The organism is Sphingopyxis sp. (assembly GCF_050725615.1).
Classification (GTDB): domain Bacteria; phylum Pseudomonadota; class Alphaproteobacteria; order Sphingomonadales; family Sphingomonadaceae; genus Sphingopyxis.
Window position 1 is genome coordinate 1 of record NZ_JBOHHU010000065.1, and the last position, 24,378, is coordinate 24,378.

Below are 24,378 nucleotides of genomic sequence, written 5' to 3' on the forward strand. Positions count from 1 at the left end.
GCCCATCTGCGGGACCATTTCGAGCACCCAGTCGACGATCGAATCCGACGGGTTCATCATCTTGAACTTCGACTTATTCTCGCTGCCGCCGCCCTTCGCCGCGACGTCGATCACCACCTTGGCGCCGGGGACCATTTCGACGTTGAGGACCGAGGGCGTGTTGTCCTTGGTGTTGACGCGGCTGAACGCCGGGTCGGCGAGGATCGAGGCGCGCAGCTTGTTGTCGGGGTGGAGATAGGCCTTGCGGACGCCTTCATCGACGACCTGCTGCAGGCTGCGGGGTGAGTCGAGCTTGCACTCCATGCCCCATTTGATGAAGACGGTGACGATGCCCGTGTCCTGGCAGATCGGGCGATGCCCCTCGGCGCACATGCGGCTGTTCGACAATATCTGCGCCATCGCATCCTTGGCGGCGGGCGAGACTTCGCGCTCATAGGCGGCCGCGAGCGCGCGGATATAGTCCATCGGGTGGAAATAGCTGATGTACTGGAGCGCGTCGGCGATGGTTTCGACGAGGTCCTCTTCGCGGATCGTGACGGTCATGTGCAGGCCCCTTTTCGCAGGAATTGCGACTCCCCTAGGCCCGGCTGTCCGCGACGAAAAGGGGTTAGATGCCCCGATCGTCCGTGCGGCGACCGAAAAGGCGGCGGCGGCCGGGGGCGAGCGATATCGGGGGCTCGCCGCGATCGACGGTGCGGCGCTGCGGCGTGTCGGGTTCGAAATCGACGAGCGGTCGGTGCCGGCCGAGCGCATAATAGCTGCCGATCGCGGCCATCATAAGCAGCCCGAACCAGCCCGCGCCGATCACCGCGGCGAGCGTCCAGCCAAAGGCGGCGGGGGCGATCAGCGCCATCACGGTGGCGAGACAGGGGATGAGGATCAGCGTGCCCGCGAACTGCCACCAGCGCCCCATCTGCACCATCGCATAGCCGATCGCGATGTTGGTGAGGGTGAGGAGGAGGAATTTTCCCGCGACGGGCCAGGGCAGGCTGGCCATCGCAGGCGAATAGTCGCCGAGGGTGTAGGCCGCCTGGATGTCGAGCAGCAGCCAATTCTCATAAGCGTCGCACAGCGCCGCGAGGATCGGCAGCGCCACGGCGACGAGCAACCAGCGCAGCCGCAATTCGCGCCACAGCGCGTAACAACCGCTGGCCAGGAAGAGGCCGTAGAGCAGCATGAAGATATAATCCTGCTCGTTGCCCGCCCGCATCGCGGCGAGCCGCGCGACCTGCAGCGGGTCGCCTTCGGCGCCGAACACCGCGATCAGGTCGGCCTCGTTCCGCGCGAACTCGAAGGCAAGCACGGGGGCGCCGTAGCCGGGGTGGGTCGCCGCCGCGTCGGCGGGAAAGACCTGCCCCAGATGGAGGCTGAACAGGGTGACGAACAGCCCGAAGACGAAGGTGGCATACCACCAGGGGGTCGGCGCGGGCGGGCGGATGCGCTGCACCTCGATCCAGTGGTGAAGCCCGCCCGCCATTTATCGGCCCGGCGTCGTTCGGCCGCTTATTGGCACTCGGCGCATTTGCCGCGCACTTCGATCACCGGGCGCTCGGCGGCGAAGCCGGTCGCATCGGCGGCGGCGCGGACCCCGTCGGACAATTTGTCATTGTCGATATGGACCGCCGAGCCGCAGCTGTCGCAGATCAGGAAGATGCAGTCGTGGAGGCAGCCCGGGTGGCTGTTGGCGACAAAGGCGTTGGCGCTTTCGACGCGGCGGACGAGGTTGTTCGCCACAAACAGGTCGAGGATGCGATAGACGCTGTTCGGCGCGACGCGCTTGCCGCGGTTCTTCGACACGATGTCGGCGATTTCATAGGCGCTGGCGGGCTTGCCGATTTCGGCGACCGCGTCGAAAATCTGCGCGCGCATGTCGGTCCACGCTTCGCCCGCTGCCTCGAGCGCGGTCTGCGCGGCGCTGGCGAGCGAGGCGCCGCTGGCCTCGACGTGCGGATGATCATGCTTGCCCATCGGCGTTTCCTTATGCGCGTGGCCGACATGGCGCGCGCCAATCTGCCCAACCTGGGCACAATGTAGGCTCTTTGCAGGGGGGCCGCAAGCGGCGGACCGGTCCGTTTCGGCGTGCTAGTGCCGCGCCCGCCGGTTGAGGTCGTGGCCCAGCGCGACGACCGCGACGCCGATCATCGTCGCGAGGACCTCGCTGCCGTCGTGCGGCCGCGACAGGGCGCCGCCCATCATGCCGAGCCCGAAACTGCCCACCGCGAAGGGCATGATATAACCATGGCTGAGCACGCCCGAGACGAGCGTCACGAGCGCAAAGCCGATCGCGATGACGAGGCCGACCTCGTGGAACAGGTGATTGTCGAGGAATACCCCGCCGACCGAGGCGAGCGAGGCGACGAAAACCGTCGTCGCGAGGCAATGGACGAGGCAGAGGCCCGACAGGCCCATCGCGACCTGATCGCCCGACAGCGAGGTCAACGGCTTCGAATCGCGCGCAGCCCGAACCACCGCGCCGAGGCGCGTCAGGACAGGGGCATGGCTGGCGACAGGGGTCACCCGATTCTCCGTTGGGGCAATTGCGAGGCTGGATATGGCATAACATGACAAAGGTTACAATGTCTCATTGCAGGATCATGCCACCTGCTCGTCACCCCCGCGAAGGCGGGGGTCCAGCTTTTTCAGCCGTTGAGGGTGTCGAACAGGTCGAGCCAATCTGGATTGCTTTCCTCGATGAGGCGAAACTTCCAGTCGCGGTTCCATTTTTTCAAGGCTTTCTCGCGCCGGATGGCATCACGGATGTCTTCGTGCCTTTCCATATAGACGAGCCGTTTCACGCCATAGAGACGGCAATGTTCGGCGCCTTTGTCATCGCGATGTTGCATGATGCGATGTGGGAGATAAGCGGCCACGCCGATGTAGGTCGTGCCGCGATAGCGGTTCGCCATGATATAAACATAGCCGCCTTTCGGCATCGCTCACTCCGTCAAAAAGCTGGACCCCCGCCTTCGCGGGGGTGACGGAGAACAAGGGCCGCGGCGACCTTCATCCCCCCTCCTCCGTCCGCAGCGCCTTCCTGTCGAGCTTCCCGATCATCGTCTTGGGCAAATTGAGCCGCACCTCGACCGCGCTCACCCGTTCATGCTTGCCGAGTTGCGGGTTGAGCCAGGCGGCGAGGGCTTCTCCCGAAATGTCGAAACCTTCCTCCAGCGTCACGAAAGCCTTGGGCGCCTCGCCGCGATAGGCGTCGGGGACGCCGAGCACGATCGCTTCCTTGACCGCAGGATGTTCGTAGAGATGCGCCTCGATCACGCTGGGATAGACCTTGAAGCCGCCGACCGCGATCATGTCCTTCAACCGGTCGACGATGCGGATATAGCCGTCGGCGTCGATCACCGCGACGTCGCCGGTGCGCAGCCAGCCGTCTTCGGTGAAGCTGTCCTTGTCGGCGTCGGCGCGGTTCCAATAGCCGCGCATGATCTGCGGGCCCTTGACGACCAGTTCCCCCGGTTCGCCCGCCGGGGCGTCCTTCATCGGGTCTTCCTTGTCGACGAGGCGGATGTGGGTCGCGGGCAGCGGCTGGCCGATCGTGCCTGCCTTGACCGGACCGTCATAGGGGTTGGTCGAGACGACGCCCGAACTTTCAGTGAGGCCATAGCCCTCGACCAGCGAAGCGCCCGTCGCGGCGACGAATTTCTCGCGCAGCTCGGCGGGCATCGGCGCGCCGCCCGAGATGCAGACGCGCAGGCTGGAGAAATCGGTCTTCGCGAGGTCGGGATGGTCGAGCAAAGCCTGATACATCGTCGGCACGCCGGGCAGCGCGGTGGTCTTCGTGCGCGTGATCGCCTCGAGCGCCTGCTTGGCGTCGAAGCGCGGCAGCATCGCGATCATGCCGCCGTTGAGCACCGTGCGGTTGAGCACGCAGGTGTTGGCGAAGACGTGGAAGAAGGGCAGCACACCCAGGATGCGGTCCTCGGCGGCGTGGTCGGGATCGATGCTGTTGACCTGCCGCGCATTGGCGGTGAGATTCTGGTGCGTCAGCATGGCGCCCTTGGGCGTGCCGGTGGTGCCGCCGGTATATTGGATCAGCGCGACGTCGGTTTCGGGATCGATCGCGACCGGATCATAGTTGCCGTCGTTGGCGACGAGCGCCGAGAAGCGGGTGACGCGGCCGTCGTCGGGCAGCGCGCTGACCTCCTTGCGGCGGAGCATACGGTAGAGCAGCGACTTGGCGCCGGGCAATCCGCCCGCGATCGATCCGACGATGAGATGCTTGAGGCTCGATCCGTCGAGCACCTTCAAGGCGGTCGGCAGCAGCGCGGTCGCGCTCATCGTGAACAGGATGTCGGTGCCTGAATCCTCGACCTGCGCCTCGAGTTCGGTCGCGGTGTAGAGCGGCGAGAAATTGACCACCGTCGCCCCGGCGGCGAGCGCGCCATAATAGGCCGCGACATAGTGCGGGACATTGGGGAGGAAGAGGCCGACGCGCGTGCCCTTGCCGATGCCGCGCTGCTGCAACCCCCTGGCGACCCGCGCGACGCCGCGCGCGACCTCCTGATAGCCGAAGCGGCGACCCATGAAGTCGAGCATCGCGGCATCGCCGCGCTTCGCGACGCTCGCGGCGAGCATGTCGGGCAGCGAGAGCGGCGGGAAATCCTGGTCCCAGGGCGTCGGGTGGTTGTAATTGGTCGACCAGGAAAAACCGCTGTCCATCTTGATACCGGATCCTTTTTTGCTCGGGGGAAGCTTCCTGACACTAGGGTAAGCAAGCGGCCGTCGCAACCGGGCCGGGTTGCGGCATGGCGACGCGGCGGCTAGGCAGGGGCGATATCGTCCGCACGCCATATTTCAGGGGGTTTCGATGCTGCATCCGTCTTTCCGGCTGATCGCGCCGCTCGCCGTTCTTGCCGTCGCCGCCGGGGTTCCGGCCGCCGCCAAGGACAAGACGCCGCCGCCGCTTCCGGCGCAGATCCAGGAACTTTATGCGTGCCGCGACATCGGTGACGCCGCCGCGCGCCTCGCCTGTTTCGACCGCGAGGTCGGCGAATTGTCGGCGGCCGACCAGGCGAAGGAAATCGTCTTCACCGACCGCGAAACCGCGAAGAAGACGCGGCGCGGGCTGTTCGGTTTCTCCTTCCCCAAGCTGGGCGGAATCTTCGGCGGCGACGAGGATGAGATCAAGGAAGTCGAAACCACGATCCGTTCGGCGAGCATCGACCGGTCGGGCAAATATACGCTGGTGATGGAGGATGACGCGGTGTGGGTGCAGATCGACACCACCAAGCTGCCGCGCCAGCCGAAGCCGGGCCAGAAGGTCAAGATCAAGACCGCGACGATGGGCAGCTATTTCGCCACGATCGATGGCGGGCGCACGATCCGCATGAAGCGCGACCGCTGATCGCCGGACGCGGCGGGGCGATCCGCCGGGACTGAGATGGCCGACGTCGCCGCCTTGCCGATGCCCGGCGCGGGATGCGCGCCCTTTGTGCTGCTCGACGATGCGCGCGCCGAGGGGGCGGCGGCGGCGCGGCTGTTCCGCGATCCGGTCGAGATTTTGCGCGCCGACGATGCGGCGGCGATTCCCGCCTTGCTCGATGCGATCGCGGCGGCGACGGCGCGCGGGCTGCATGTCGCGGGTTATCTGGCCTATGAAGGCGGCAAGGGGTTGGCGCCCGCCTGGCGCGGCGCGGCGCCGGCGGGCGAGGGCGCCGCGCTCGGCTGGTTCGGCCTATTCGAGCGGGTCGAGCGGATCGACGCCGATGCGGTGCCGGATCGGCTGCCCGATCCGGCGGCGAGCTGGATCGGCGCGGTCGAACCGATGATCGCGCGGGCGGATTATGAGGCGGCGGTCGCGGCGGTGCTGGGCTATATCCGCGCCGGCGACATCTATCAGGCGAATCTGACCTTTCGCGCCGCCGTGCCCTGGCTCGGCAATCCGCTGTCGGTCTATGCGCGGCTGCGGCGGACGGCGCGCGCGGGTTATGGCGGCTTCCTGTGGACCGGCGAGCAGGCGATCGCGTCGCTGTCGCCCGAGCTGTTCTTTGCCCTGCGCGGGCGCGAGGCGATCGCGCGGCCGATGAAGGGCACGGCGGCGCGGCTGGCCGATGCCGACGCCGATGCCCAGGCGGCGCGCCTGCTGGCCAGCGACGCCAAGCAGCGCGCCGAAAATCTGATGATCGTCGACCTGATCCGCAACGACCTGTCGCGTGTCGCCGTGCCGGGGTCGGTCGCGGTGCCCGATCTCTTCCGCGTCGAAAGCTTTCCGACGATCCACCAGCTGGTGTCCGACGTCACCGCGACCTTGCCCGCAGAGACGGGTGCGGTCGATGTGCTGCGCGCCGCCTTTCCCTGCGGGTCGATCACCGGCGCGCCCAAGGTTCGCGCGATGGAGATCATCGACGAACTGGAGGACAGCCCGCGCGGCCTTTACACCGGGTCGATCGGTTTCATCGAGCCCGGCGGCGACGCCGCGTTCAACGTCGCGATCCGCACGCTCGTGTTTCCGCCGCTATCCGGCTTGCAGGATCGGCCGATTCGCGCCACGCTGGGATTGGGATCGGGAATCGTCGCCGACAGCTTACCATCGGAAGAATGGCGCGAATGTCTGGCCAAGGGGGAATTTGTGGGGGCAGCGCGCGAGAGTTTCGACCTCATCGAAACGATGCATTTCGACCCCGTCGAGGGCGTGCAACGGCTCGAGGGTCATCTGGCGCGGATGAAGGCGAGCGCGGCGGCGCTCGGCTTTGCCTTCGACCGGCATGGCGCGCGCAACAGCCTGCAATCGGCGACCTTCCGTCTGCGCAGCGCGGCGCGGGTGCGGATGCGGCTCGCGCCGTCGGGGGCGCTCGCAGTCGAGGTGTCGCCGCTGCCGCGCCTTGCCGAGCTGCCGGTCGCCGTCGCGGTGCGCGCGGCGCCGATGGCGGCGGACGATTTCCGCCTCGCGCACAAGACCAGCCTGCGTGCGGCTTTCGATGCGGCGCGTGCCGAGACGGGCGCGGCGGAGGTGGTTTTCGTCGACGAGCCGGGGTTCGTCACCGAGGGCAGCTGGAGCAATATCTTCGTCGAGCGCGACGGGCAATTGCTCACCCCGCCGCTGTCGCTCGGGCTGCTGCCCGGGGTGCTGCGCGCCGAACTGATCGAAAAGGGTCGCGCCGCCGAATCGCATTTGCGCCTGACCGATCTGGCCGACGGCTTTTTCATCGGCAATTCGCTGCGCGGGCTGATCCCGGCGCGGCTGGCCGGCGACTTTAGGGCTGCATAGGTAAATTATCCCCGCATCGCCTTGCGATTCGCGGAGCGAGGCTTTAGGCGCGGCCCCGCGCAATTTTCTGCCATTTCGATCCCTGTCCGCGCAAGCCACGGAAAGCCGAACCATGTCGCTGAAGCCCCATGTCTCCGCCGCCCTCAACCGCATCCAGCCGTCGGCGACGCTCGCGATGACCGCGCGGGTGACCAAGCTGAAAGCCGAGGGCGTCGACGTCATCGGCCTGTCGGCGGGCGAGCCCGATTTCGACACCCCCGATTTCGTCAAGGAAGCCGCGATCGAGGCCATTCGTAACGGCCAGACCAAATATACGCTCGTCGACGGCACCGTCGCGCTGAAGGACGCGATCCGCGGCAAGTTCCGCCGCGACAATGGGCTCGACTTCGGGCTCGACCAGATTTCGGTCAACGTCGGCGGCAAGCACACTTTGTTCAACGCGCTGGTCGCGACGGTCGATCCGGGCGACGAGGTGATCATCCCCGCGCCCTATTGGGTGAGCTATCCCGACATCGTCGCCTTTGCGGGCGGCACCCCGGTGATCGTCGAGGGGACGGCGGCGCAGAACTACAAGATCACCCCGCAGCAGCTCGACAAGGCGATCACCAAGAAGACGCGCTGGGTGATGTTCAACTCGCCGTCGAACCCTTCGGGCGCCGCTTATTCGGGCGAGGAGCTCGACGCGCTGGGCGAGGTGATCCGCCGCCACCCGCACGTCATGGTGATGACCGACGATATGTACGAACATGTCTGGTACGCCGATTTCGCCTTCACCACCTTCGCGCAGCGCTGCCCCGACCTGGCTGACCGCATCCTGACCGTGAACGGCTGTTCGAAGGCCTATGCGATGACCGGCTGGCGCATCGGCTACGCCGCCGGCCCGGCGTGGATCATCAAGGCGATGGCCAAGCTGCAGTCGCAATCGACGTCGAACCCCTGTTCGATCGCGCAGGCCGCCGCCGCCGCCGCGCTCGGCGGGCCGCAGCAGTTCCTCGACGACCGCAACGCCGCGTTCAAGAAGCGCCGCGACATGGTCGTCGCGATGCTCAACGACGCCCCCGGGCTGACCTGCCCGACCCCCGACGGCGCCTTCTATGTCTATCCCGACGCCAGCGGTTGCATGGGCAAGAAGACCCCCGACGGCAAGCTGATCGACAGCGACGAAGCGCTGATCGACTATTTCCTCGACAAGGCGCGCGTCGCGGCGGTGCATGGCGGGGCGTTCGGCCTGTCGCCGGCGTTCCGCGTTTCCTATGCGACGTCGGAAGCGGTGCTGAAGGACGCGTGCGTGCGCATCCAGCAGGCGTGCGCGGCGCTGAGCTGAGTAAAGCTCCCCTCCCGCGGGCGGGAGGGGTTGGGGGTGAGCGAGAGCGTAGCGAGCAAGCTACGTCGCCTTGCCCACCCCGCTGCGACTAACCAGCAAGCTGGTAAGTCTCGCTGCCCCTCCCGCCTGCGGGAGGGGGCTTGCTACCTGAACCCCGCACAACCACCCGGTTCACCGGAAAGTAAGGCCTGATGCCTAAAGGTGACTCCCGTCACTGCACGACGGCTCGGGGCGCGTCATATCGTTCGGTGTAACCAATCAGGCTTCGGCCGCGAACAACAGATGTGACAGGACAAACCGATGCTCTCCATGATCCGCTCCGACTGGTTTCCCACCATGCTCGCCGGCTTCGCGATCGGCGCCATCTTCGTGATGACGCAGCAGCCGGCGCTCGCGATGGCGCTGTGAAGCCCATCAAGATGACCTTTGCGCGCCACGTCATCGTGGCGCTCGCGGGACTCGCGATCTTCACCCACGTCTGGCCGGCGCAGGCCGAACCGGCGGTCAAGCTGCCCGCCGCAACGCTCGACCCCGCAGTCAAGGCGAAGCGCGCGACGGCGGTGCTCGCGGGCGGCTGCTTCTGGGGTATCGAAGGGGTATTCCAGAACGTCAGAGGCGTGATTTCGGTCGAATCGGGCTATCATGGCGGCAGCGCCGCGACCGCGAAATATGAGCTGACCCATGACGGCAAATCGGGCCATGCCGAAGCGGTGCGCATCGTCTATGATCCGACCCAGGTGAGCTATGGCACCCTGCTGCGCGTGTTGTTCTCGGTCGGCGCCGACCCGACGCTTAAGAACCGCCAGGGCCCCGATGTCGGCACCCAATATCGCGCGGCGATCGTGCCGATGGACGCCAATCAGCGCCGGGTTGCGACCGCCTATCTGGCGCAGATCGGCAAGGGCAAATATTATGCGAAGCCGATCGTCGTGCCGATCGAGAGCTATAAGAGCTTCTATCGCGCCGAGGCCTATCACCAGGATTTTATGAAGCGGAATCCGTCGAACGGATACATTATGCGCTGGGACGCGCCGAAGGTCGCCGCGCTCAAGCGACTCTATCCGACCCTCGTCAGGGCGACCCCCGCCCCTTAATCGCTGCGGCAGCTTCCGCGCCTTATCGTGCGGGAGGAATCATTCGTCGCAAACCGCTGGTCCCCGCGCACCCCGTGCGGGACGGGTGAAACCGGCCAACCGGGCCAGGGGTCAGGATGACGGTCGCAGTCGTTTCGGGGTTTGAATGAAGCTTTATTTTCCGGGCAAGCCGGCGCTCGCGGTCGCAATGGGTGCGATGGTCCTTGCAGGATGCGTCAGCAGCGCCGCAGTGGTGCCGACGCCGCGCGCGGCGCCGCCGCCGAAAACGTCGGGCGGCGCGGTCACCGTCCCCATCGGTCCGCCGGTGCGCAGCGCCACGCCGACGCCGCAAATCCCCGCCGACCCCGGCTTCCGCCGCGCCCCCGCCGGGCTCGACAACCGATTGTTCGAAATCTGGCGGGCCTTTCCGGGCAAGACCGGCATCGCGGTGCAGCGCATCGACGGCGAATGGGCGCTGGCGCAGCGCGGCGGCGAATTATTCCCGCAGCAGAGCGTGTCGAAACTGTGGGTGACGCTGGCGGTGCTCGACGCGGTCGACAACGGCCGGCTCAGCATGGACCAGAAGGTGCGCATCGGACCCGAGGACCTGACTTTGTTCCACCAGCCGATCGCGGCGCGCGTCCAGGCGCAGGGATCGGTGACGATGTCGGTGCGCGAACTGATTGAAACCGCGATCACCCAGAGCGACAATACCGCGAACGACAGCTTGCTGCGCACCGTCGGCGGTCCCGACGCGGTGCGGCGCTTCATCGACAGGAAGGATCTGGGCGCGATCCGTTTCGGCCCCGGCGAGCGGCTGTTGCAGAGCGCTGCAGCGGGGCTCAAATGGCAGCAAAGCTATTCGAACGCGCGCAATTTCCAGGCGGCGCGCGCCGCGCTGCCCGAGGCGACGCGCAAGGCGGCGATGGATGCCTATCGCGCCGATCCGCCCGACGGCGCGAGCCCCGCCGCGATCGCGAAGGCGCTGAGCCGCCTTGCGCGCGGGACGTTGCTTTCGCCCGAATCGACGCAATATCTGCTCGGCGTGATGAGCCGCACCAAGAGCGGCCCGCAGCGGCTCAAAGCGGGATTGCCCGCCGGCTGGACGTTCCTGCACAAGACCGGCACCGGGCAGGATTACAAAGGCATGACCGTGGGATATAACGACATTGGCATCGCGACTGCGCCCGACGGTACACGCTATGCGATCGTAGTGATGATGGCCGAGGCGAGTTCGCCGATCCCGGCGCGGATGGCGACGATGCAGGCGGTGTCGCGCGCGGTCGCCGAATTTCATGGTAGGTAAATCCACAACCCGTTCGTGCTGAGCTTGTCGAAGCACCGCCCTTCTTCGACGCGGCAAGAAGAAAGAACGGCCCCCCTCGACGCCGCCTGCGGCGTCGCTCGGGACAGGCTTCGACAAGCGCAGGGCGAACAGGGTTTGGGAATCCCGGCGTTCGAATTATAGGCAATAGGCATGAAGTATCTGATCCTCCCCATGATCGCCGCGCTGACGCTCGCTGGCTGCGCGACCCCCGAGACGCGGCTGCGCACGGGGCTCATCGACGCCGGCCTGTCGCAGCGCGTGGCGGGCTGCATGGCCGAACGCATGGTCGACCGCCTGTCGCTGCTCCAACTGCGCCGCATCGGCTCGCTGGCCAGCCTCAAGGACAAGAATGCCGACGACCTGACGCTCAATCAGTTCCTGCACAAGGTCCGCGCGCTCAAGGACCCCGAGATCTTGACGGTGACCACCAGCTCGGCGGCGGTGTGCGCTTTTAGCTGACCAAGAAAAACTGTCGGTGCCCTAGGGGTAGCCTTGGCGTCTGACTTGTGCTTAGGCGACGGCCATTGTCACCCGCCCCAGACTCGAAAGGCCCGGCAGACCCCATGAACATCCACGAATATCAGGCGAAAGAACTGCTCGCGAAATTCGGCGTCGCGATCCCCAAGGGGGTCGCCGCAATGACCGTCGAGGAGGCCGTCGCCGCTGCGAAGCAGCTTCCCGGGCCGCTCTATGTCGTGAAGTCACAGATCCACGCCGGTGGTCGCGGCAAGGGCAAGTTCAAGGAACTCGGCCCCGACGCGAAGGGCGGCGTCCGTCTCGCGAAGACGCTCGAAGAGGTCGAAGCCCATGCCAAGGACATGCTCGGCAACACGCTGGTGACGATCCAGACCGGCGACGCCGGCAAGCAGGTCAACCGCCTCTACATCACCGACGGCGCCGACATTAAGTCCGAATTCTACCTCGCCTTGCTCGTCGATCGCGGGTCGAGCCGCATCGCGGTCGTCGCCTCGACCGAAGGCGGCATGGACATCGAAACCGTCGCGCACGACACGCCGGAAAAGATCCACACCATCATCATCGACCCCGCCACGGGGCTGCAGCCGCACCATGGCCGCGCCGTCGCTGCGGCGCTCGGCCTGTCGGGCGACCTCGCCAAGCAGGCCGCCAAGGTCCTCGCCGGTCTGTATGACGCGTTCCTCGCGACCGATGCCGAGCAGATCGAGATCAACCCGCTCGCGGTATGCGAAGGCGCCAATGGCGACGAACTGCTCGTGCTCGACGCCAAGGTGGCGTTCGACGGCAACGCGATGTTCCGCCACAAGGACCTCGCCGAGCTGCGCGACCTGACCGAAGAAGACCCGGCCGAGGTCGAGGCGTCGGAATATGACCTCGCCTATATCAAGCTCGACGGCAATATCGGCTGCATGGTCAACGGCGCCGGGCTCGCGATGGCGACGATGGACATCATCAAGCTGAATGGCGAATTTCCTGCCAACTTCCTCGACGTCGGCGGCGGCGCCTCGAAGGAAAAGGTCACCGCGGCGTTCAAGATCATCCTCAAGGACCCCGCCGTGAAGGGCATCCTCGTCAATATCTTCGGCGGTATTATGAAGTGCGACATCATCGCTGCGGGCATCGTCGCGGCGGCGAAGGAGGTGAATCTGGGCGTGCCGCTGGTCGTCCGCCTCGAAGGCACGAACGTCAAGGAAGGCAAGGAAATCCTCGCCAATTCGGGCCTGCCGATCGTCGCGGCCAATGATCTGGGCGACGCCGCAAAGAAGATCGTCGCCGAGGTTCGCCAGGTCGCGTGACAAAATATTGAGCCCCCTCCCCGAAAGGGGTGGGGGCCCGGACTGCTGGTTGACGTTTACGTAAAGCGCAACTATGGCGCAGTGCACAATTTTTGAGAGGAGCTGAAAGAGCCATGAAAATCCTCGTCCCCGTGAAGCGGGTGCTCGATTATAACGTCAAGCCGCGGGTGAAGTCCGACGGCACCGGCGTCGACCTGGCGAATGTCAAAATGTCGATGAACCCGTTCGACGAGATCGGGGTCGAAGAAGCGATCCGCCTCAAGGAAAAGGGCGTCGCAACCGAGATCGTAGCGGTGTCCGTTGGCCCGCAAAAGGCGCAGGAAACGCTGCGTACCGCGCTCGCCATGGGCGCCGATCGCGCGATCCTGGTGCAGACCGACGACGCCGTCGAGCCGCTCGCGATCGCCAAGATCCTGAAGGGCATCGCCGACGCGGAGCAGCCCGGCCTTGTCATCCTCGGCAAGCAGGCGATCGACGACGACAACAACCAGACCGGCCAGATGCTGGCCGCACTGACAGGCTGGGCGCAGGGCACCTTCGCCAGCGCGGTCAATGTCGATGGCGACAGCGTCAATGTGACGCGCGAAGTCGATGGCGGCCTTGAGACGGTGAAGCTCAAGCTTCCCGCGATCGTCACCACCGACCTGCGTCTGAACGAGCCGCGCTATGCCTCGCTGCCGAACATCATGAAGGCGAAGTCGAAGCCGCTCGATACCAAGACCCCCGCCGATTACGGCGTCGACACCGCGCCGCGGGTCAAGGTCGTCAAAGTGTCGGAGCCGCCGGTTCGCTCGGCTGGCGTCAAGGTCGCCGATGTCGATGAACTGGTTGCCAAGCTGAAGGCGATGGGAGTGCACTCATGAAAACTCTGGTTTGGGTCGAACATGACGGCAAGGTCGTCAAGGACGCCACGCTCGCGGTGGTCACCGCCGCCTCGAAGCTCGGCGAAGTCCATCTGCTCGTCGCCGGCGAAGGCGTCGATGCGGTCGCCAAGGAAGCCGCGGCGATCGCCGGCGTCGGCAAGGTGCATGTCGCCGACAACGCCGCTTTCGGTCACAATCTGCCCGAAAATATCGCGCCGCTGGTTGCCGAGCTGATGGGGTCGCACGACGCGTTCCTCGCGCCCGCGACGACCACCGGCAAGAATATCGCGCCGCGCGTCGCCGCCTTGCTCGACGTGATGCAGATTTCGGAAATCCTGTCGGTCGAGGGTCCGAAGACCTTCACCCGCCCGATCTACGCCGGCAACGCGATCGCGACCGTCGAATCGTCGGACGCCAAGCTGGTCCTGACCGTGCGCGGCACCGCGTTCGACAAGGCCGCGACCTCGGGCGGTTCGGGCACGGTCGAAGCCGTCTCGGCTGGCAGCGATGCCGGCATCTCGAGCTTCGTCGGCGCCGAAATCGCCAAGCAGGATCGCCCCGAACTGACCTCGGCGAAGATCATCGTGTCGGGCGGCCGCGCGCTGGGTTCGAGCGAAAAGTACGAAGAAGTCATCGTGCCGCTCGCCGACAAGCTCGGCGCCGCGCTCGGCGCCAGCCGCGCTGCGGTCGATGCGGGCTATGTCCCCAACGACTATCAGGTCGGCCAGACCGGCAAGATCGTCGCGCCGCAGGTCTATTTCGCGATCGGCATCTCGGGCGCGATCCAGCATCTCGCCGGCATGAAGGATTCGAAGACCATCGTCGCGATCAACAAGGACGAGGACGCGCCGATCTTCCAGGTCGCCGATTTCGGCCTCGTCGCCGATCTCTTCAATGCCGTGCCGGAACTGACCGGCAAAATCTGACCGGACGTGACCGGTAACCATCCCGGAACGCCCGGCCCGGGCGACGCGCCGTTCAATGCCGGCGGTCGCCGGGCGGCGCGGGCCACGCCCGACGGGAATGATGATGACGAAGCGGCCGCGGGCGATGCCCACGGCCGCTCGTTGATTCTGGCAAGCGTTGCGCGCGACGCGCGGCTCGACCGGAAATTCCTGCTGCTGATCATCCTCGCCGCCGCGATCGCGACGCTCGGCCTGCTGCAAAGTTCGACCGCCGTGGTCATCGGCGCGATGCTGGTGTCGCCGCTGATGGGCCCGATCATGGGTATCGGGTTCGGCCTCGCGACGCTCGAAAGCAATCTGATCAAGCGCTCGCTGGTCACGCTTGCGGCGGGCATGGCGGTCGCGGTGATCGTCGCGCTGCTGATCATCTGGCTGTCGCCGATCAAGGACGTCACCCCCGAATTGCGCGCGCGCACCCTGCCGACCCTGCTCGATCTGGGCGTCGCGGTCGTCGGCGGCATCGCGGGCGTCTATGCGATCATGCGCAAGCTGTCGGGCGTGATGGTCGGCGTCGCGATCGCCACCGCGCTGGTGCCGCCGCTCTCGACTGTCGGGTTCGGGCTGGCGACGGGGCGGTTCGACTTCGCGCTCGGCGCCGCCCTGCTGTTCCTCACCAACACTCTCGCGATCGCCTTTGCCGCGACGATCGTCGCGCGGCTCAACCATTTCGGGCCGTCGCTGACGCCGCAGCATACGGCGGTGCAGGTTGTCGGCATCGTCCTGACGCTGGGGGTGTTGTCGATCCCGCTCGCGCTGTCGCTCAACAGCATCGTCCGCGAGATTGGCGCGCGCGGCGCGGTGCAGACCGAACTCGACCGGTTGCTGGGGCAACGCGACCGCGTCGACAGCCTGAACGTCCGGATGGAGGGCGACGATGTCGCGGTGGACGGGGTCGTCCTCGTCGATCGCTACGCGTCGCGGCTCAACGACGATCTGGCGCGTCAGGTGCGCGCCAAGCTGAAACGCGACGTACGCGTCAGCATCGTCCAGCTGCGGCAACAGACCAACGCCGCCGCACAGGTCGAGGAACAGCTCAATCGCCGCCTCTCGGCGCTCGAGCAGCGCGAGGACGACAGCCGTATGATCCTCGCCGGATTGACCGTCGGCGAGCTGGTCGCGCGCGATCGCGTGCTGATCGACGCCCAGGCGCGCCGCGTGATCGTCCAGCGCGACCGCGAGGGCGAGGGCGAACAGGTCGCCGCCGCGATCGACCGCGTCATGGCGTCGGTGCAGGCCGATCATCCGCAATGGCTGATCCAGAGCGGCGCGCTGAGCGATGCGACCGCCGACGAGACCGCCGCGACGCCTTAGGTTACAGACCTATTCCGCACGGCGCTCCGTTCGACAGCGACCGTGCGGTCGGGGTCGCGGCGCTGGTGTGGCAGGACGGCAAGGAGGTCGGTTTCGGCGGCGCCAGGCTCGCCGCTGTCTATGGACCGGGTTTCAAGGGCCCGGCGGGCGACCGATTGTCATCGCCTTGTCATCGACATAGCTTTGGGCGAAGCGAGGAGATTACCCCATGGGCCAGACCGATAAACGCGCGCTGATCGCCGAAGGCCTTGCCGCCGGCGACGATGACGCCGCGCTGCATGGGCGGCTCGTCGCGGCCGGCATATCGGCGGCGTCGGCGAAATATGAGATCGACCGGCTGGGCAAGGACCCGATGGCGGCGATGCTGCGGCGGCAGGCGGCGCGGATGGCCAAGCAGGGCTGGCTGCTCGCCAATCAGGAACGGCTGGCGCGCGAGGCCGAGGGCGGTTTTGCGCTCGACACGCACGACCGGCCCGACCCCGCTTCCTTCTACCGCCACCATTATGAAGCGAACCGGCCCGCGAAGCTCACCGGGTTGATCGACCATTGGCCCGCGCTGGCGCGCTGGTCGCTCGATCATTTCGCGAGCGTCGCGGGCGATGCAGTGGTCGAGGCGCAGGTCGAGCGCGAACGCGACCCCGATTACGAACTCGCCAAGGATGAGCACCGCCGCCGGGTGCGTTTCGGCGAACTGATCGACTGGCTTCGTAAGGACGAGGCGAGCAACGACATCTATCTCACCGCCTATAACAGCGGCACCAACGCCGCAGCGCTGGCGCCGCTGTGGGACGATATGGCGCCGATCGCGCTGCTCGATCCGCGCCCGCGCGACGGCTTTTTCTGGCTCGGACCAAAGGGTACGCTGACCCCCTGGCACCATGATCTCACCAACAATTTGCTGGTGCAGGTGATCGGCCGCAAGCGCGTCCGGCTGGCCCCGCCCTGGGCCTTTGCGCGGATGAAGAACAGCCGCCACTGCTTCTCCGACTGGGGCAATGAACCGCTGCCGACCGGCGAGGGCGACGCCGACACGCCGCCGGTATTGGAAACGATCATCGGCCCCGGCGAAGCGATCTTCCTGCCCGTCGGCTGGTGGCACCAGGTCGAGGCGCTCGACCTGTCGGCGAGTGTCAGTTTCACCAGCTTCCGCCGGCCCAACAACCATGTAGAGGATTATGCCTCTTATGGAGAAATAGCCTGATGTCCCTCGTCCTGATCACCCGCGACGATGCCGTCGCCACCGTCACCCTCAACCGCGCGGACGCGATGAATGCGCTGTCGAAGGCTTTGCGCGCCGATCTCGCCGCCGCGATGCGTGCGCTGGCGGCCGACGACAGCGTTCGCGCGATCGTCCTGACCGGGGCGGGGGAGCGGGCCTTCACCGCAGGGCTCGACCTCAAGGAATTGGGCGCCGATACCAGCAACCTTGGCGCCGCGAACGCGACGAGCGCCGACGAAAATCCGGTGAAGGCGATCGAGCTGTGCCCGCAACCGGTCATCGGCGCGATCAACGGGGTCGCGATCACCGGCGGGTTCGAGGTCGCGCTGGCGTGCGACATCCGCATCGCCTCGACCAACGCGCGTTTCGCCGACACCCATGCGCGCGTCGGCGTCATGCCCGGCTGGGGCCTGTCGCAGAAATTGTCGCGGCTGATCGGCATTTCGCGCGCCAAGGAATTGTCGCTGACCGGCAATTTCCTCGATGCCGAGACGGCTTGCAGCTGGGGCCTGGTCAATCGTGTCGTCGCGCCTGCGGATCTGCTGCCCGCCGCGCAGGCGCTGGCGCGCGACATCGCCAGCGCCGATCCCGCGATGGTGCGCGCGTATAAGTCCCTCATTGACGACGGCTATGCGCTGCCCTTCGGCGAGGCGATGGCGCTCGAGCAGGCGCGCTCGTCGGCGGTGAACCGCAGCGTCAGCGCCGACGAAGTCGAGGCGCGGCGGATTGCGGTGATGGAACGCGGGCGCGAACGCGCGGGGTGATCCATTATCGCAATCGTAACCGCGCCCGCGCTAACGCCACGCGCGGAGGGGCGATCCATGGCGTTTATGAGCGACTACCAGAAGGACCAGATCCGCGACGGCGAGATCCGGCGTTTCGAGCGCTGGTTCGTCGAGACTGCGATGGGGCCCGCCTATCGCGGCCGCGACGGGCGGGTGCGCGGGGTGAAGGCCGAGGAGGTCGCGCGCTGGCGCGCCGAGCTGGAGGCGCATATCGACGCCATGATCGCCGGACTGCCGATCCAGGCGATGTGGGCGATTGGCGGGCTGCTCGCGGTGGTCTTTCTCGGCGGCTGGATGCTCGATACGCTCGGCATCGCGCAGCATCTGCATGGCCCGGCGATCGGGCTCGCGGCCTTCATCGTCGAGGCGGGCACGGTCGGAATCGAGGCGTGGGACTATGTCGGCGGCTGGCGCGAACGCCGCGACGGCATCGAGGCGGCGGTCGCGGCGCGCGCGCCGCTGCCGGTCGATCCGCAGAATGTCGGCAGCGGGCATAACTGGTATCAGATCGGGGTCTATGTCGTCGTTGCGCCGCTGATCCTGCTCGCGATATTCGGGCATGTCGGCGGCGACGGGATGATCGAGAGCGGCGTCTGGGGCTGGCTGGTCCTGCTCGTCCCCGTCGCCTGGGGGCTGCATTTCGCGGCGAAATGGCACGACCGGCGAACGAAGGGCCGCTTGCGGCGCTAGGCGTCCGCGCCCGATTGCGCCCGCCAAAACAGCGGTGTAGGATCGCGCCATGGGAAGCAGGATGGGAATGGCGGGCCTTGCCCTGCTGCTCGTTGCGGTGCCGTCGCTGGCCGCCGAAAAGGCGCCGGTCGAACTGGCGCCGACGACCCCGTGGAATGTCCATTACGCCGATGATTATTGCCGCCTCGCGCGCTTCTTCGGTGCCGACAAACAGCGCGTTATCCTGTCGATCGAACAAGGCTCGCCCGGCGACGCCTTTCGCATGACGCTGGCGGGCGCGATGATGAAAGGCCCGTCGATGAAGGGCGAGGCAAGCCTCGCTTTCGGCACCCTCGGCGAGCAGAAAATTCCTTTTTTCCCGGGAATGCTCAGCGACGATATGCCGGCATGGATCTTTGGCGAGAATATCCGAATCCGACCCTATACGGCCGGCGAGCGGAGGCTGACCGCCAAAAACGCTTATTATCCCGCGTCGCCGATCAGCGAAGCGGATGAGGCTGCGGCGACCAGCCTTTTGATCGGGCGGCCGCTTCGCACTCCGGTGCGATTGAAAACGGGGCCGATGAAGGCCGCCTTTGCCGCGATGACGCGCTGCACCGACGAATTGCTGGACCATTGGGGCATCGACGTTGCGCGGCACCGCGAACGGTCGCAGTCGGTCAAACCGGTGGGTAATCCCGCACGATGGATGACGAGCGAAGACTATCCGTCCGAGATGCTCGGCAAGGGGCAGCCGGGGATCGTCCGGTTCCGGCTGTCGGTCGGCGCCGACGGCAAGCCGACCGCGTGCCATATCCAGCGCTCGACCAACGCCAAGGGTTTTGACGATGTCGTGTGCAACGGCCTGATGCGCCGCGCGCGCTTCGAGCCGGCGCTGGACAAGGAGGGCCAGCCGCTCGCCTCCTATTATGTCAATGCGGTCCAGTTCCAGGTCAATTGATCTGCGGCCGCAAGCTCGGCTTGACGCGATGAAAGCCGAAAACGGCTTGCGGTGACGGAAAATCCTTAGCATCGATAAGTAATGATCGATCTCGACACCCTGCTCGCCGCCTTCATGGCCCGCGCCGTTGGACCCGGCGAACTGAGCGCGCTCGGCCGCCTGTCGGGCGGGGCGAATATGGAAAGCTGGGCGTTTGATTTTGCAGGCGCGCCCTATGTGCTGCGCCGCGCGCCGTCGGCCGACTATATGGCGGACCGCCCCTATGGCCATGTCACCGAGGCGGCGCTGGTCAAGGCCGCTTTTGCCGCCGGGGTGAAGGCGCCCGAGGTCGTCGGTGTGCTCGCCGACGGCGACGGCATGGGCACCGGCTATGTGATGAAGCGCGTGATCGCCGAGGTGAACCCGGCGAAGATTCTCGCGAGCCCGCCGCCTTCGCTGGTGGCTGATCTGGGCCGCGAGCTGGCGCGGATCCACGCGATCCCCGCCGCGACCATCCCCGACGCGATCCCGCATATGGACACCGCCGCCGCGCTTGCCGAACTTAAGGCGCGCTTCGGGACCTATGGCGGCGACCGGCCCGCGATCGCGCTCGCGATCCGATGGTGCGAGGACCATCTGCCCGAACCGGCGCCGCCGGTCCTCGTCCATGCCGATTACCGCATGGGCAATATCATGGTCGATGCCGATGGCCTCGCGGTCGTACTCGACTGGGAACTCGCGCATCGCGGCGACGCGCATGAGGACCTCGCCTTCGGCTGCATGACCGTGTGGCGCTTCGGCCGGCTCGACAAACCCGCGTTCGGCGTCGGCAGCCTTGAGGAATATTTCGCCGCTTATGAAGCCGCAGGCGGCCTCCCGGTCGACCGCACCCGCTTCCGCTTCTGGCTCGTCTATCGCACCCTGTGGTGGGCGCTTGGCTGTTTGCAGATGGGGCAGGCGTGGCGCAGCGGCGCCGACACCACGGTCGAGCGCGTCGTCGTCGGACGGCGCACCGCCGAACAGGAACTCGACCTCATCGCGCTGCTCGAAGAAGAAGCGCCCGAGGCCGAACGCGCCCGTGCGCTGCCGCCGCCCACCGCCGCCGCGCCGCCGCCGGTGGGCGAACCGACCAACCGCGAAATCGTGCAGGCGGTGCGTGACTGGATCGAAGGCGCGATCAAGCCGCGCGCCGAGGGCCATGCCAAATTCGAGGCGGTGGTCGCGATGAACGCGCTCGGCATCGTGATGCGCGACCTCGACGCGGGGACGCGCGCCGAGGATGCGGCGCTTGCGGCGGCGCTGATGGCGGGCACCACCACGCTCGCCGAGCCCGGCCTCCTCGCCCGGTTGCGGCGCGCGGCGCTCGATAAATGCGCGGTCGACAGCCCCAAATATGCCGCGCTCGCCGCCGCGCGCACCCGCTGGGGCGGATGACCGCCACAGAGCATCCGCTCTGGACTGCCCTTCGCGATTATCGCGTCGGCCCCGTCGACGCCGCGCTGAGCTTCGAGGCGCGGCTGGCGCGCGAAAATGGCTGGTCCGCCGCTTTTGCCGAGGCGGTGATGGACGAATATCGCCGCTTCCTGTTCCTCGCGATGACCGCCGGGCATATGGCTGTGCCGTCGGAGGCGGTCGACCAGGCCTGGCACCTGCACCTGACCTATAGCCGCGACTATTGGGACCGGCTGTGCGGCGAGACATTGGGCGGGCCGCTCCACCATGGCCCGACCGCCGGCGGCGAGCAGGAGGGAGCGCACTTCTTCGCGCTCTATGCCGAAACATTGGCGAGCTATGAGCGGCTGTTCGGGACCATTCCGCCCGCCGTGATCTGGCCCTCGGGCTGGCAGCGCTTCCATGTCGATCCGCGCGCGCGGCGGGTGGCGCTTAACGACGTGTGGATCGTGCCGAGGCGGGCCGTTCGTCTTGGCGCGCTGGTTGCCGCTGTGATAGCGTTGGCCGGGGTCGCACTCTGCCATTGGCTGTAAGCGGGAGGCGCGGGGATGAATCCGCTGAACTGGGACGGACCGACATTTCTGGTTTTTTATGTGCTGGCGCTGATCGTGGCGATCCCGCTGGCGTGGATCCTCGGCCGGCTCGCGCGGCCCGGCGGGCGGGTGCAGCCGCTCGGCGACGCCGACAGTCTTGCCTATCTGGCGGGCCGCGAGACGCGGCTGGCCGAAGGCGTCGCGGCGCGGCTGATGGCGTCGGGCGCGATCGAGGTCGAGGGCAGCGAATTCCGGCAGGGGTCAGGCGCTGCGGCGGCGGCGGCGAGCGACCGCGCCGTGCTGGCGCTGGCGTCGCCCTTTGGCTGGAAGGATATCGTCGCGGCCTTGCGGCCCGAAAGCGCGGCGCTCGAACGGCGGCTGGTCGCGGGCGGGCTGCTGCTCGATGCCGCTGAACGCCGCCGCGTTGGGCTCATCGCGACCGCGCCCTTCCTGCTGCTGTTGCTGGTCGGCGGCGCCAAGCTTCTCCTCGGCCTCGCGCGCGGCAAGCCCATCCTCTTTCTCGCGATCCTGCTCGTCATCACCCTCGTCATCGCGCTGGTCCGCTGGACGGGGGTCAGCGACCAGACGCGCGCCGGGCGGAGCGCGCTGAAGGAGGCGCGCCAGGAACACGACCGGTTAAAACGGGCGCCGACCGCCCGCGAAACCGACCTTGCGGTCGCGCTGTTCGGCACGACCGTGCTCGCGGGGTCGGCCTATGCCGCCTTCCATCAACTGCGCACCCCGGCCGACAGCGGCGGCTGGAGCAGCGACAGCAGTTCGAGCGGCAGCGGATGCGGCGGCAGTGATAGCGGGGGCGGCAGCGGCTGCGGTGGTTGCGGCGGCGGCGGGGACTGACGATCCGCAAAAAGATTAGCTTACGAAGTTTATGGCCTTTTGCAACAGGCCGAACGCTGGCAAGGCGGAGGCGACAGCCAAAGGAGAGAGACATGGATTTTGCCGTACCGGCCGATTTGCAGGCCTATCTGGACACCCTCGACGCCTTCATCGAGGCCGAGATCAAGCCGCTCGAGCTCGCCGACGACAATATCCGTTTCTTCGACCATCGCCGCGAACATGCGCGCACCGACTGGGACAATCAGGGACTGCCGCGCCATGATTGGGAACAATTGCTGAAACAGGCGACGCGCAAGGCCGACGCGGCGGGCCACTGGCGTTTTTCGGCGCCCAAGAAATATGGCGGCAAGGACGGGTCGAACCTGTGGATGGCGGTGATCCGCGAGCATTTCGCGGCCAAGGGGCTGGGGTTGCATAACGACCTGCAGAACGAACATAGCATCGTCGGCAATTTCCCCTTCGTCGAGATGTTCGAGCAGTTCGGTACCAGCGACGAGCAGAAGCAGGAGTTCATCCTCGGCGGGTTCGAGGGCAAGCGCCGCACCGCCTTCGGCCTGACCGAGCCCGATCACGGCAGCGACGCGACGCATATGGAAACCCGCGCGGTGCGCGAGACGCGCGACGGGGTCGAGGGCTGGCGGATCGACGGGCGCAAGATGTGGATCACCGGCATGCATGTCGCGACCCACTGCGCGACCTTCTGCCGCACCGACGGCCAGGATGGCGATGCGAAGGGCATCACCTGTCTGCTCGTGCCCACGGGAACCCCGGGGATGACGGTCGACGAATATATGTGGACCTTCAACATGCCGACCGACCATCCGCGCATGACCTTCACCGATGTGTGGGTGCCGGATAGTGCGAGATTGGGTCCGGTCGGCGGCGGGCTGTCGATCGCGCAGAGCTTCGTCCACCAGAACCGCATTCGTCAGGCGGCATCGTCGCTGGGCGCGGCGGTCTTCTGTATCGAGGAAAGCGTCAAATATGCGCGCGAGCGCAAGCCGTTCGGCGAGGCGCTGGCGAAGAATCAGGCGATCCAGTTCCCGCTCGTCGAGCTGGCGACCCAGGCCGAAATGCTGCGGCTGCTGATCCGCAAGACCGCGTGGGACATGGACAATATGCCGCACAAGGAGGTCGAACATAACCTCAGCGACAAGGTCAGCATGTGCAATTATTGGGCGAACCGGTTGTGCTGCGAAGCCGCCGACCGCGCGATGCAGGTGCATGGCGGCATCGGTTATTCGCGGCACAAGCCCTTCGAACATATCTATCGCCACCATCGCCGCTACCGCATCACCGAGGGGGCGGAGGAGATCCAGATGCGCAAGGTGGGGGCGTATCTGTTCGGCTATCTTGGGCCTCGGAGGGGCACGCTGGGTTAGGTGGGATTACGTTTAGCTATTTGACGGGTCGATGTTGATCATGCTGATCGCTCGATCTGCGCTATTAACAAAATTCTCATAACTTTCTTCATCAAGCCAACTATCCAAATCTTGATGTCGTCTCAAATAGCTTTTCCATGATGAGTGGATTCGGCTTATTTCATCTGCTGCTTCAGGAGAAAGGCGATCCTTTCTGTTTCCGTGCGTAAACCGATAGGCCGTTGATCCAACCGAACGTTTGTCAACCCACCCGAATCTTTTCTCGAGTGCCTCGACTACGGAACCGAATTTGGATTGCATCTGGTTGAACATTTTTCTTCTATCAAGCTTGGATGCAATCGGCTTGGCAGTTGAATGGGAACTGGGATCGCCTCGCTGATCTACTTTGTCGAATATCAAGCCTAGCGTCGTCTCGATGCTATTTATCTTCTCTGATAATGTATCGAGATTTCCTGTCAGGCTATTGAGGTGATTTCCCGTTTCCCGTAGCCTCTCTTCTGCAGCGATCAACTCAGCAAGCATAGGCTTGAAGTCATCGACTGCGCGCGATACTTTTACAAGCTGTGTCATGTTGTTTTTGACGTGACCCCCTGATTTTCCTCCAACAGTGATTAGAGTCCGGCCTTGAAGGAAGGACGGACAGATGAAGCGTTTGAGGTTTTCGGAAGAGCAGATCATCGGGGTGTTGA

25 protein-coding genes are annotated in these 24,378 nt (G+C 66.0%); 18 read left to right on the forward strand and 7 right to left on the reverse strand.

From position 1 onward, the window contains the following. The 6 genes from ACREB7_RS14710 to ACREB7_RS14735 all read right to left on the reverse strand — a co-directional run. Positions 1-543, reverse strand: a 543-nt coding sequence (locus ACREB7_RS14710; RefSeq protein ID WP_431593025.1) for a fumarate hydratase, incomplete at its 3' end; no start/stop codon positions are given. A 64-nt stretch (positions 544-607) separates the two neighbouring features. Next, positions 608-1,477, reverse strand: a complete 870-nt coding sequence (locus tag ACREB7_RS14715) for a hypothetical protein (RefSeq protein WP_431593026.1) — start codon at positions 1,475-1,477, stop codon at positions 608-610. Positions 1,478-1,503: 26 nt separating this feature from the next. After that, positions 1,504-1,968, reverse strand: coding sequence for a Fur family transcriptional regulator (locus ACREB7_RS14720; RefSeq protein WP_056345603.1), 465 nt, complete (start codon positions 1,966-1,968; stop codon positions 1,504-1,506). A 114-nt stretch (positions 1,969-2,082) separates the two neighbouring features. Further along, complete coding sequence (locus tag ACREB7_RS14725; RefSeq protein WP_431593027.1) at positions 2,083-2,517, reverse strand: MerC domain-containing protein; 435 nt, start codon at positions 2,515-2,517, stop codon at positions 2,083-2,085. A gap of 122 nt (positions 2,518-2,639) precedes the next feature. Next, the gene (locus ACREB7_RS14730) at positions 2,640-2,933 is read right to left on the reverse strand and encodes a GIY-YIG nuclease family protein (RefSeq protein WP_431593028.1); all 294 of its coding nucleotides are present in this window, start codon (positions 2,931-2,933) and stop codon (positions 2,640-2,642) included. 70 nt (positions 2,934-3,003) lie between these two features. Continuing rightward, positions 3,004-4,671: an AMP-binding protein gene (locus tag ACREB7_RS14735; RefSeq protein ID WP_431593029.1), complete on the reverse strand. Its 1,668-nt coding sequence runs from the start codon at positions 4,669-4,671 to the stop codon at positions 3,004-3,006. A 148-nt stretch (positions 4,672-4,819) separates the two neighbouring features. Between ACREB7_RS14735 and ACREB7_RS14740 the strand changes: the two genes are divergently transcribed. From ACREB7_RS14740 to ACREB7_RS14825, 18 genes are all read left to right on the forward strand, one after another. Next, the gene (locus ACREB7_RS14740) at positions 4,820-5,356 is read left to right on the forward strand and encodes a hypothetical protein (protein ID WP_431593030.1); all 537 of its coding nucleotides are present in this window, start codon (positions 4,820-4,822) and stop codon (positions 5,354-5,356) included. 36 nt (positions 5,357-5,392) lie between these two features. Further along, a complete protein-coding gene (pabB, locus tag ACREB7_RS14745; RefSeq protein WP_431593031.1) occupies positions 5,393-7,219 on the forward strand; it encodes an aminodeoxychorismate synthase component I in 1,827 nt (608 codons plus the stop codon). A 112-nt stretch (positions 7,220-7,331) separates the two neighbouring features. Continuing rightward, positions 7,332-8,543, forward strand: coding sequence for a pyridoxal phosphate-dependent aminotransferase (locus ACREB7_RS14750; protein ID WP_431593032.1), 1,212 nt, complete (start codon positions 7,332-7,334; stop codon positions 8,541-8,543). A 419-nt stretch (positions 8,544-8,962) separates the two neighbouring features. Beyond that, positions 8,963-9,637: a peptide-methionine (S)-S-oxide reductase MsrA gene (gene msrA, locus ACREB7_RS14755; protein ID WP_431593048.1), complete on the forward strand. Its 675-nt coding sequence runs from the start codon at positions 8,963-8,965 to the stop codon at positions 9,635-9,637. A gap of 145 nt (positions 9,638-9,782) precedes the next feature. Beyond that, the gene (gene bla / locus ACREB7_RS14760) at positions 9,783-10,922 is read left to right on the forward strand and encodes a class A beta-lactamase (RefSeq protein WP_431593033.1); all 1,140 of its coding nucleotides are present in this window, start codon (positions 9,783-9,785) and stop codon (positions 10,920-10,922) included. A gap of 171 nt (positions 10,923-11,093) precedes the next feature. Next, a complete protein-coding gene (locus ACREB7_RS14765) occupies positions 11,094-11,402 on the forward strand; it encodes a hypothetical protein (RefSeq protein ID WP_431593034.1) in 309 nt (102 codons plus the stop codon). Between the two features lie 104 nt (positions 11,403-11,506). Further along, positions 11,507-12,715 carry an ADP-forming succinate--CoA ligase subunit beta gene (gene sucC, locus ACREB7_RS14770; RefSeq protein WP_431593035.1) on the forward strand — a complete coding sequence of 403 codons (1,209 nt, stop codon included), beginning with the start codon at positions 11,507-11,509 and terminating at the stop codon, positions 12,713-12,715. Between the two features lie 113 nt (positions 12,716-12,828). Beyond that, a complete protein-coding gene (locus ACREB7_RS14775) occupies positions 12,829-13,578 on the forward strand; it encodes an electron transfer flavoprotein subunit beta/FixA family protein (RefSeq protein WP_431593036.1) in 750 nt (249 codons plus the stop codon). Next, positions 13,575-14,504: an electron transfer flavoprotein subunit alpha/FixB family protein gene (locus ACREB7_RS14780; RefSeq protein WP_431593037.1), complete on the forward strand. Its 930-nt coding sequence runs from the start codon at positions 13,575-13,577 to the stop codon at positions 14,502-14,504. Before ACREB7_RS14775 ends, ACREB7_RS14780 begins: the two co-directional genes overlap by 4 nt. A gap of 6 nt (positions 14,505-14,510) precedes the next feature. Next, on the forward strand, positions 14,511-15,854 hold the full coding sequence (locus tag ACREB7_RS14785) for a DUF389 domain-containing protein (protein ID WP_431593038.1): 1,344 nt from the start codon (positions 14,511-14,513) through the stop codon (positions 15,852-15,854). Positions 15,855-16,062: 208 nt separating this feature from the next. Continuing rightward, positions 16,063-17,055 carry a cupin-like domain-containing protein gene (locus ACREB7_RS14790; RefSeq protein ID WP_431593039.1) on the forward strand — a complete coding sequence of 331 codons (993 nt, stop codon included), beginning with the start codon at positions 16,063-16,065 and terminating at the stop codon, positions 17,053-17,055. Next, entirely contained in the window at positions 17,055-17,837 is a 783-nt protein-coding gene (locus ACREB7_RS14795) for an enoyl-CoA hydratase (RefSeq protein ID WP_431593040.1), read from the forward strand. The genes ACREB7_RS14790 and ACREB7_RS14795 overlap by 1 nt, the downstream gene beginning before the upstream one ends. A gap of 57 nt (positions 17,838-17,894) precedes the next feature. Next, positions 17,895-18,548: a hypothetical protein gene (locus tag ACREB7_RS14800; protein ID WP_431593041.1), complete on the forward strand. Its 654-nt coding sequence runs from the start codon at positions 17,895-17,897 to the stop codon at positions 18,546-18,548. 67 nt (positions 18,549-18,615) lie between these two features. Then, positions 18,616-19,488 carry an energy transducer TonB gene (locus tag ACREB7_RS14805; protein WP_431593042.1) on the forward strand — a complete coding sequence of 291 codons (873 nt, stop codon included), beginning with the start codon at positions 18,616-18,618 and terminating at the stop codon, positions 19,486-19,488. Positions 19,489-19,569: 81 nt separating this feature from the next. Further along, positions 19,570-20,901, forward strand: a complete 1,332-nt coding sequence (locus ACREB7_RS14810; protein WP_431593043.1) for a phosphotransferase — start codon at positions 19,570-19,572, stop codon at positions 20,899-20,901. Beyond that, a complete protein-coding gene (locus tag ACREB7_RS14815) occupies positions 20,898-21,452 on the forward strand; it encodes a glycine-rich domain-containing protein (RefSeq protein ID WP_431593044.1) in 555 nt (184 codons plus the stop codon). The genes ACREB7_RS14810 and ACREB7_RS14815 overlap by 4 nt, the downstream gene beginning before the upstream one ends. A 15-nt stretch (positions 21,453-21,467) precedes the next feature. Beyond that, positions 21,468-22,307, forward strand: coding sequence for a TIGR04222 domain-containing membrane protein (locus tag ACREB7_RS14820; protein WP_431593045.1), 840 nt, complete (start codon positions 21,468-21,470; stop codon positions 22,305-22,307). Positions 22,308-22,399: 92 nt separating this feature from the next. Then, positions 22,400-23,689: an acyl-CoA dehydrogenase family protein gene (locus ACREB7_RS14825; RefSeq protein ID WP_431593046.1), complete on the forward strand. Its 1,290-nt coding sequence runs from the start codon at positions 22,400-22,402 to the stop codon at positions 23,687-23,689. A 12-nt stretch (positions 23,690-23,701) separates the two neighbouring features. On the opposite strand, the gene ACREB7_RS14830 is transcribed toward ACREB7_RS14825, so the two are convergent. Beyond that, the coding region (locus ACREB7_RS14830; protein WP_431593047.1) for a hypothetical protein at positions 23,702-24,378 on the reverse strand (677 nt) is incomplete at its 5' end.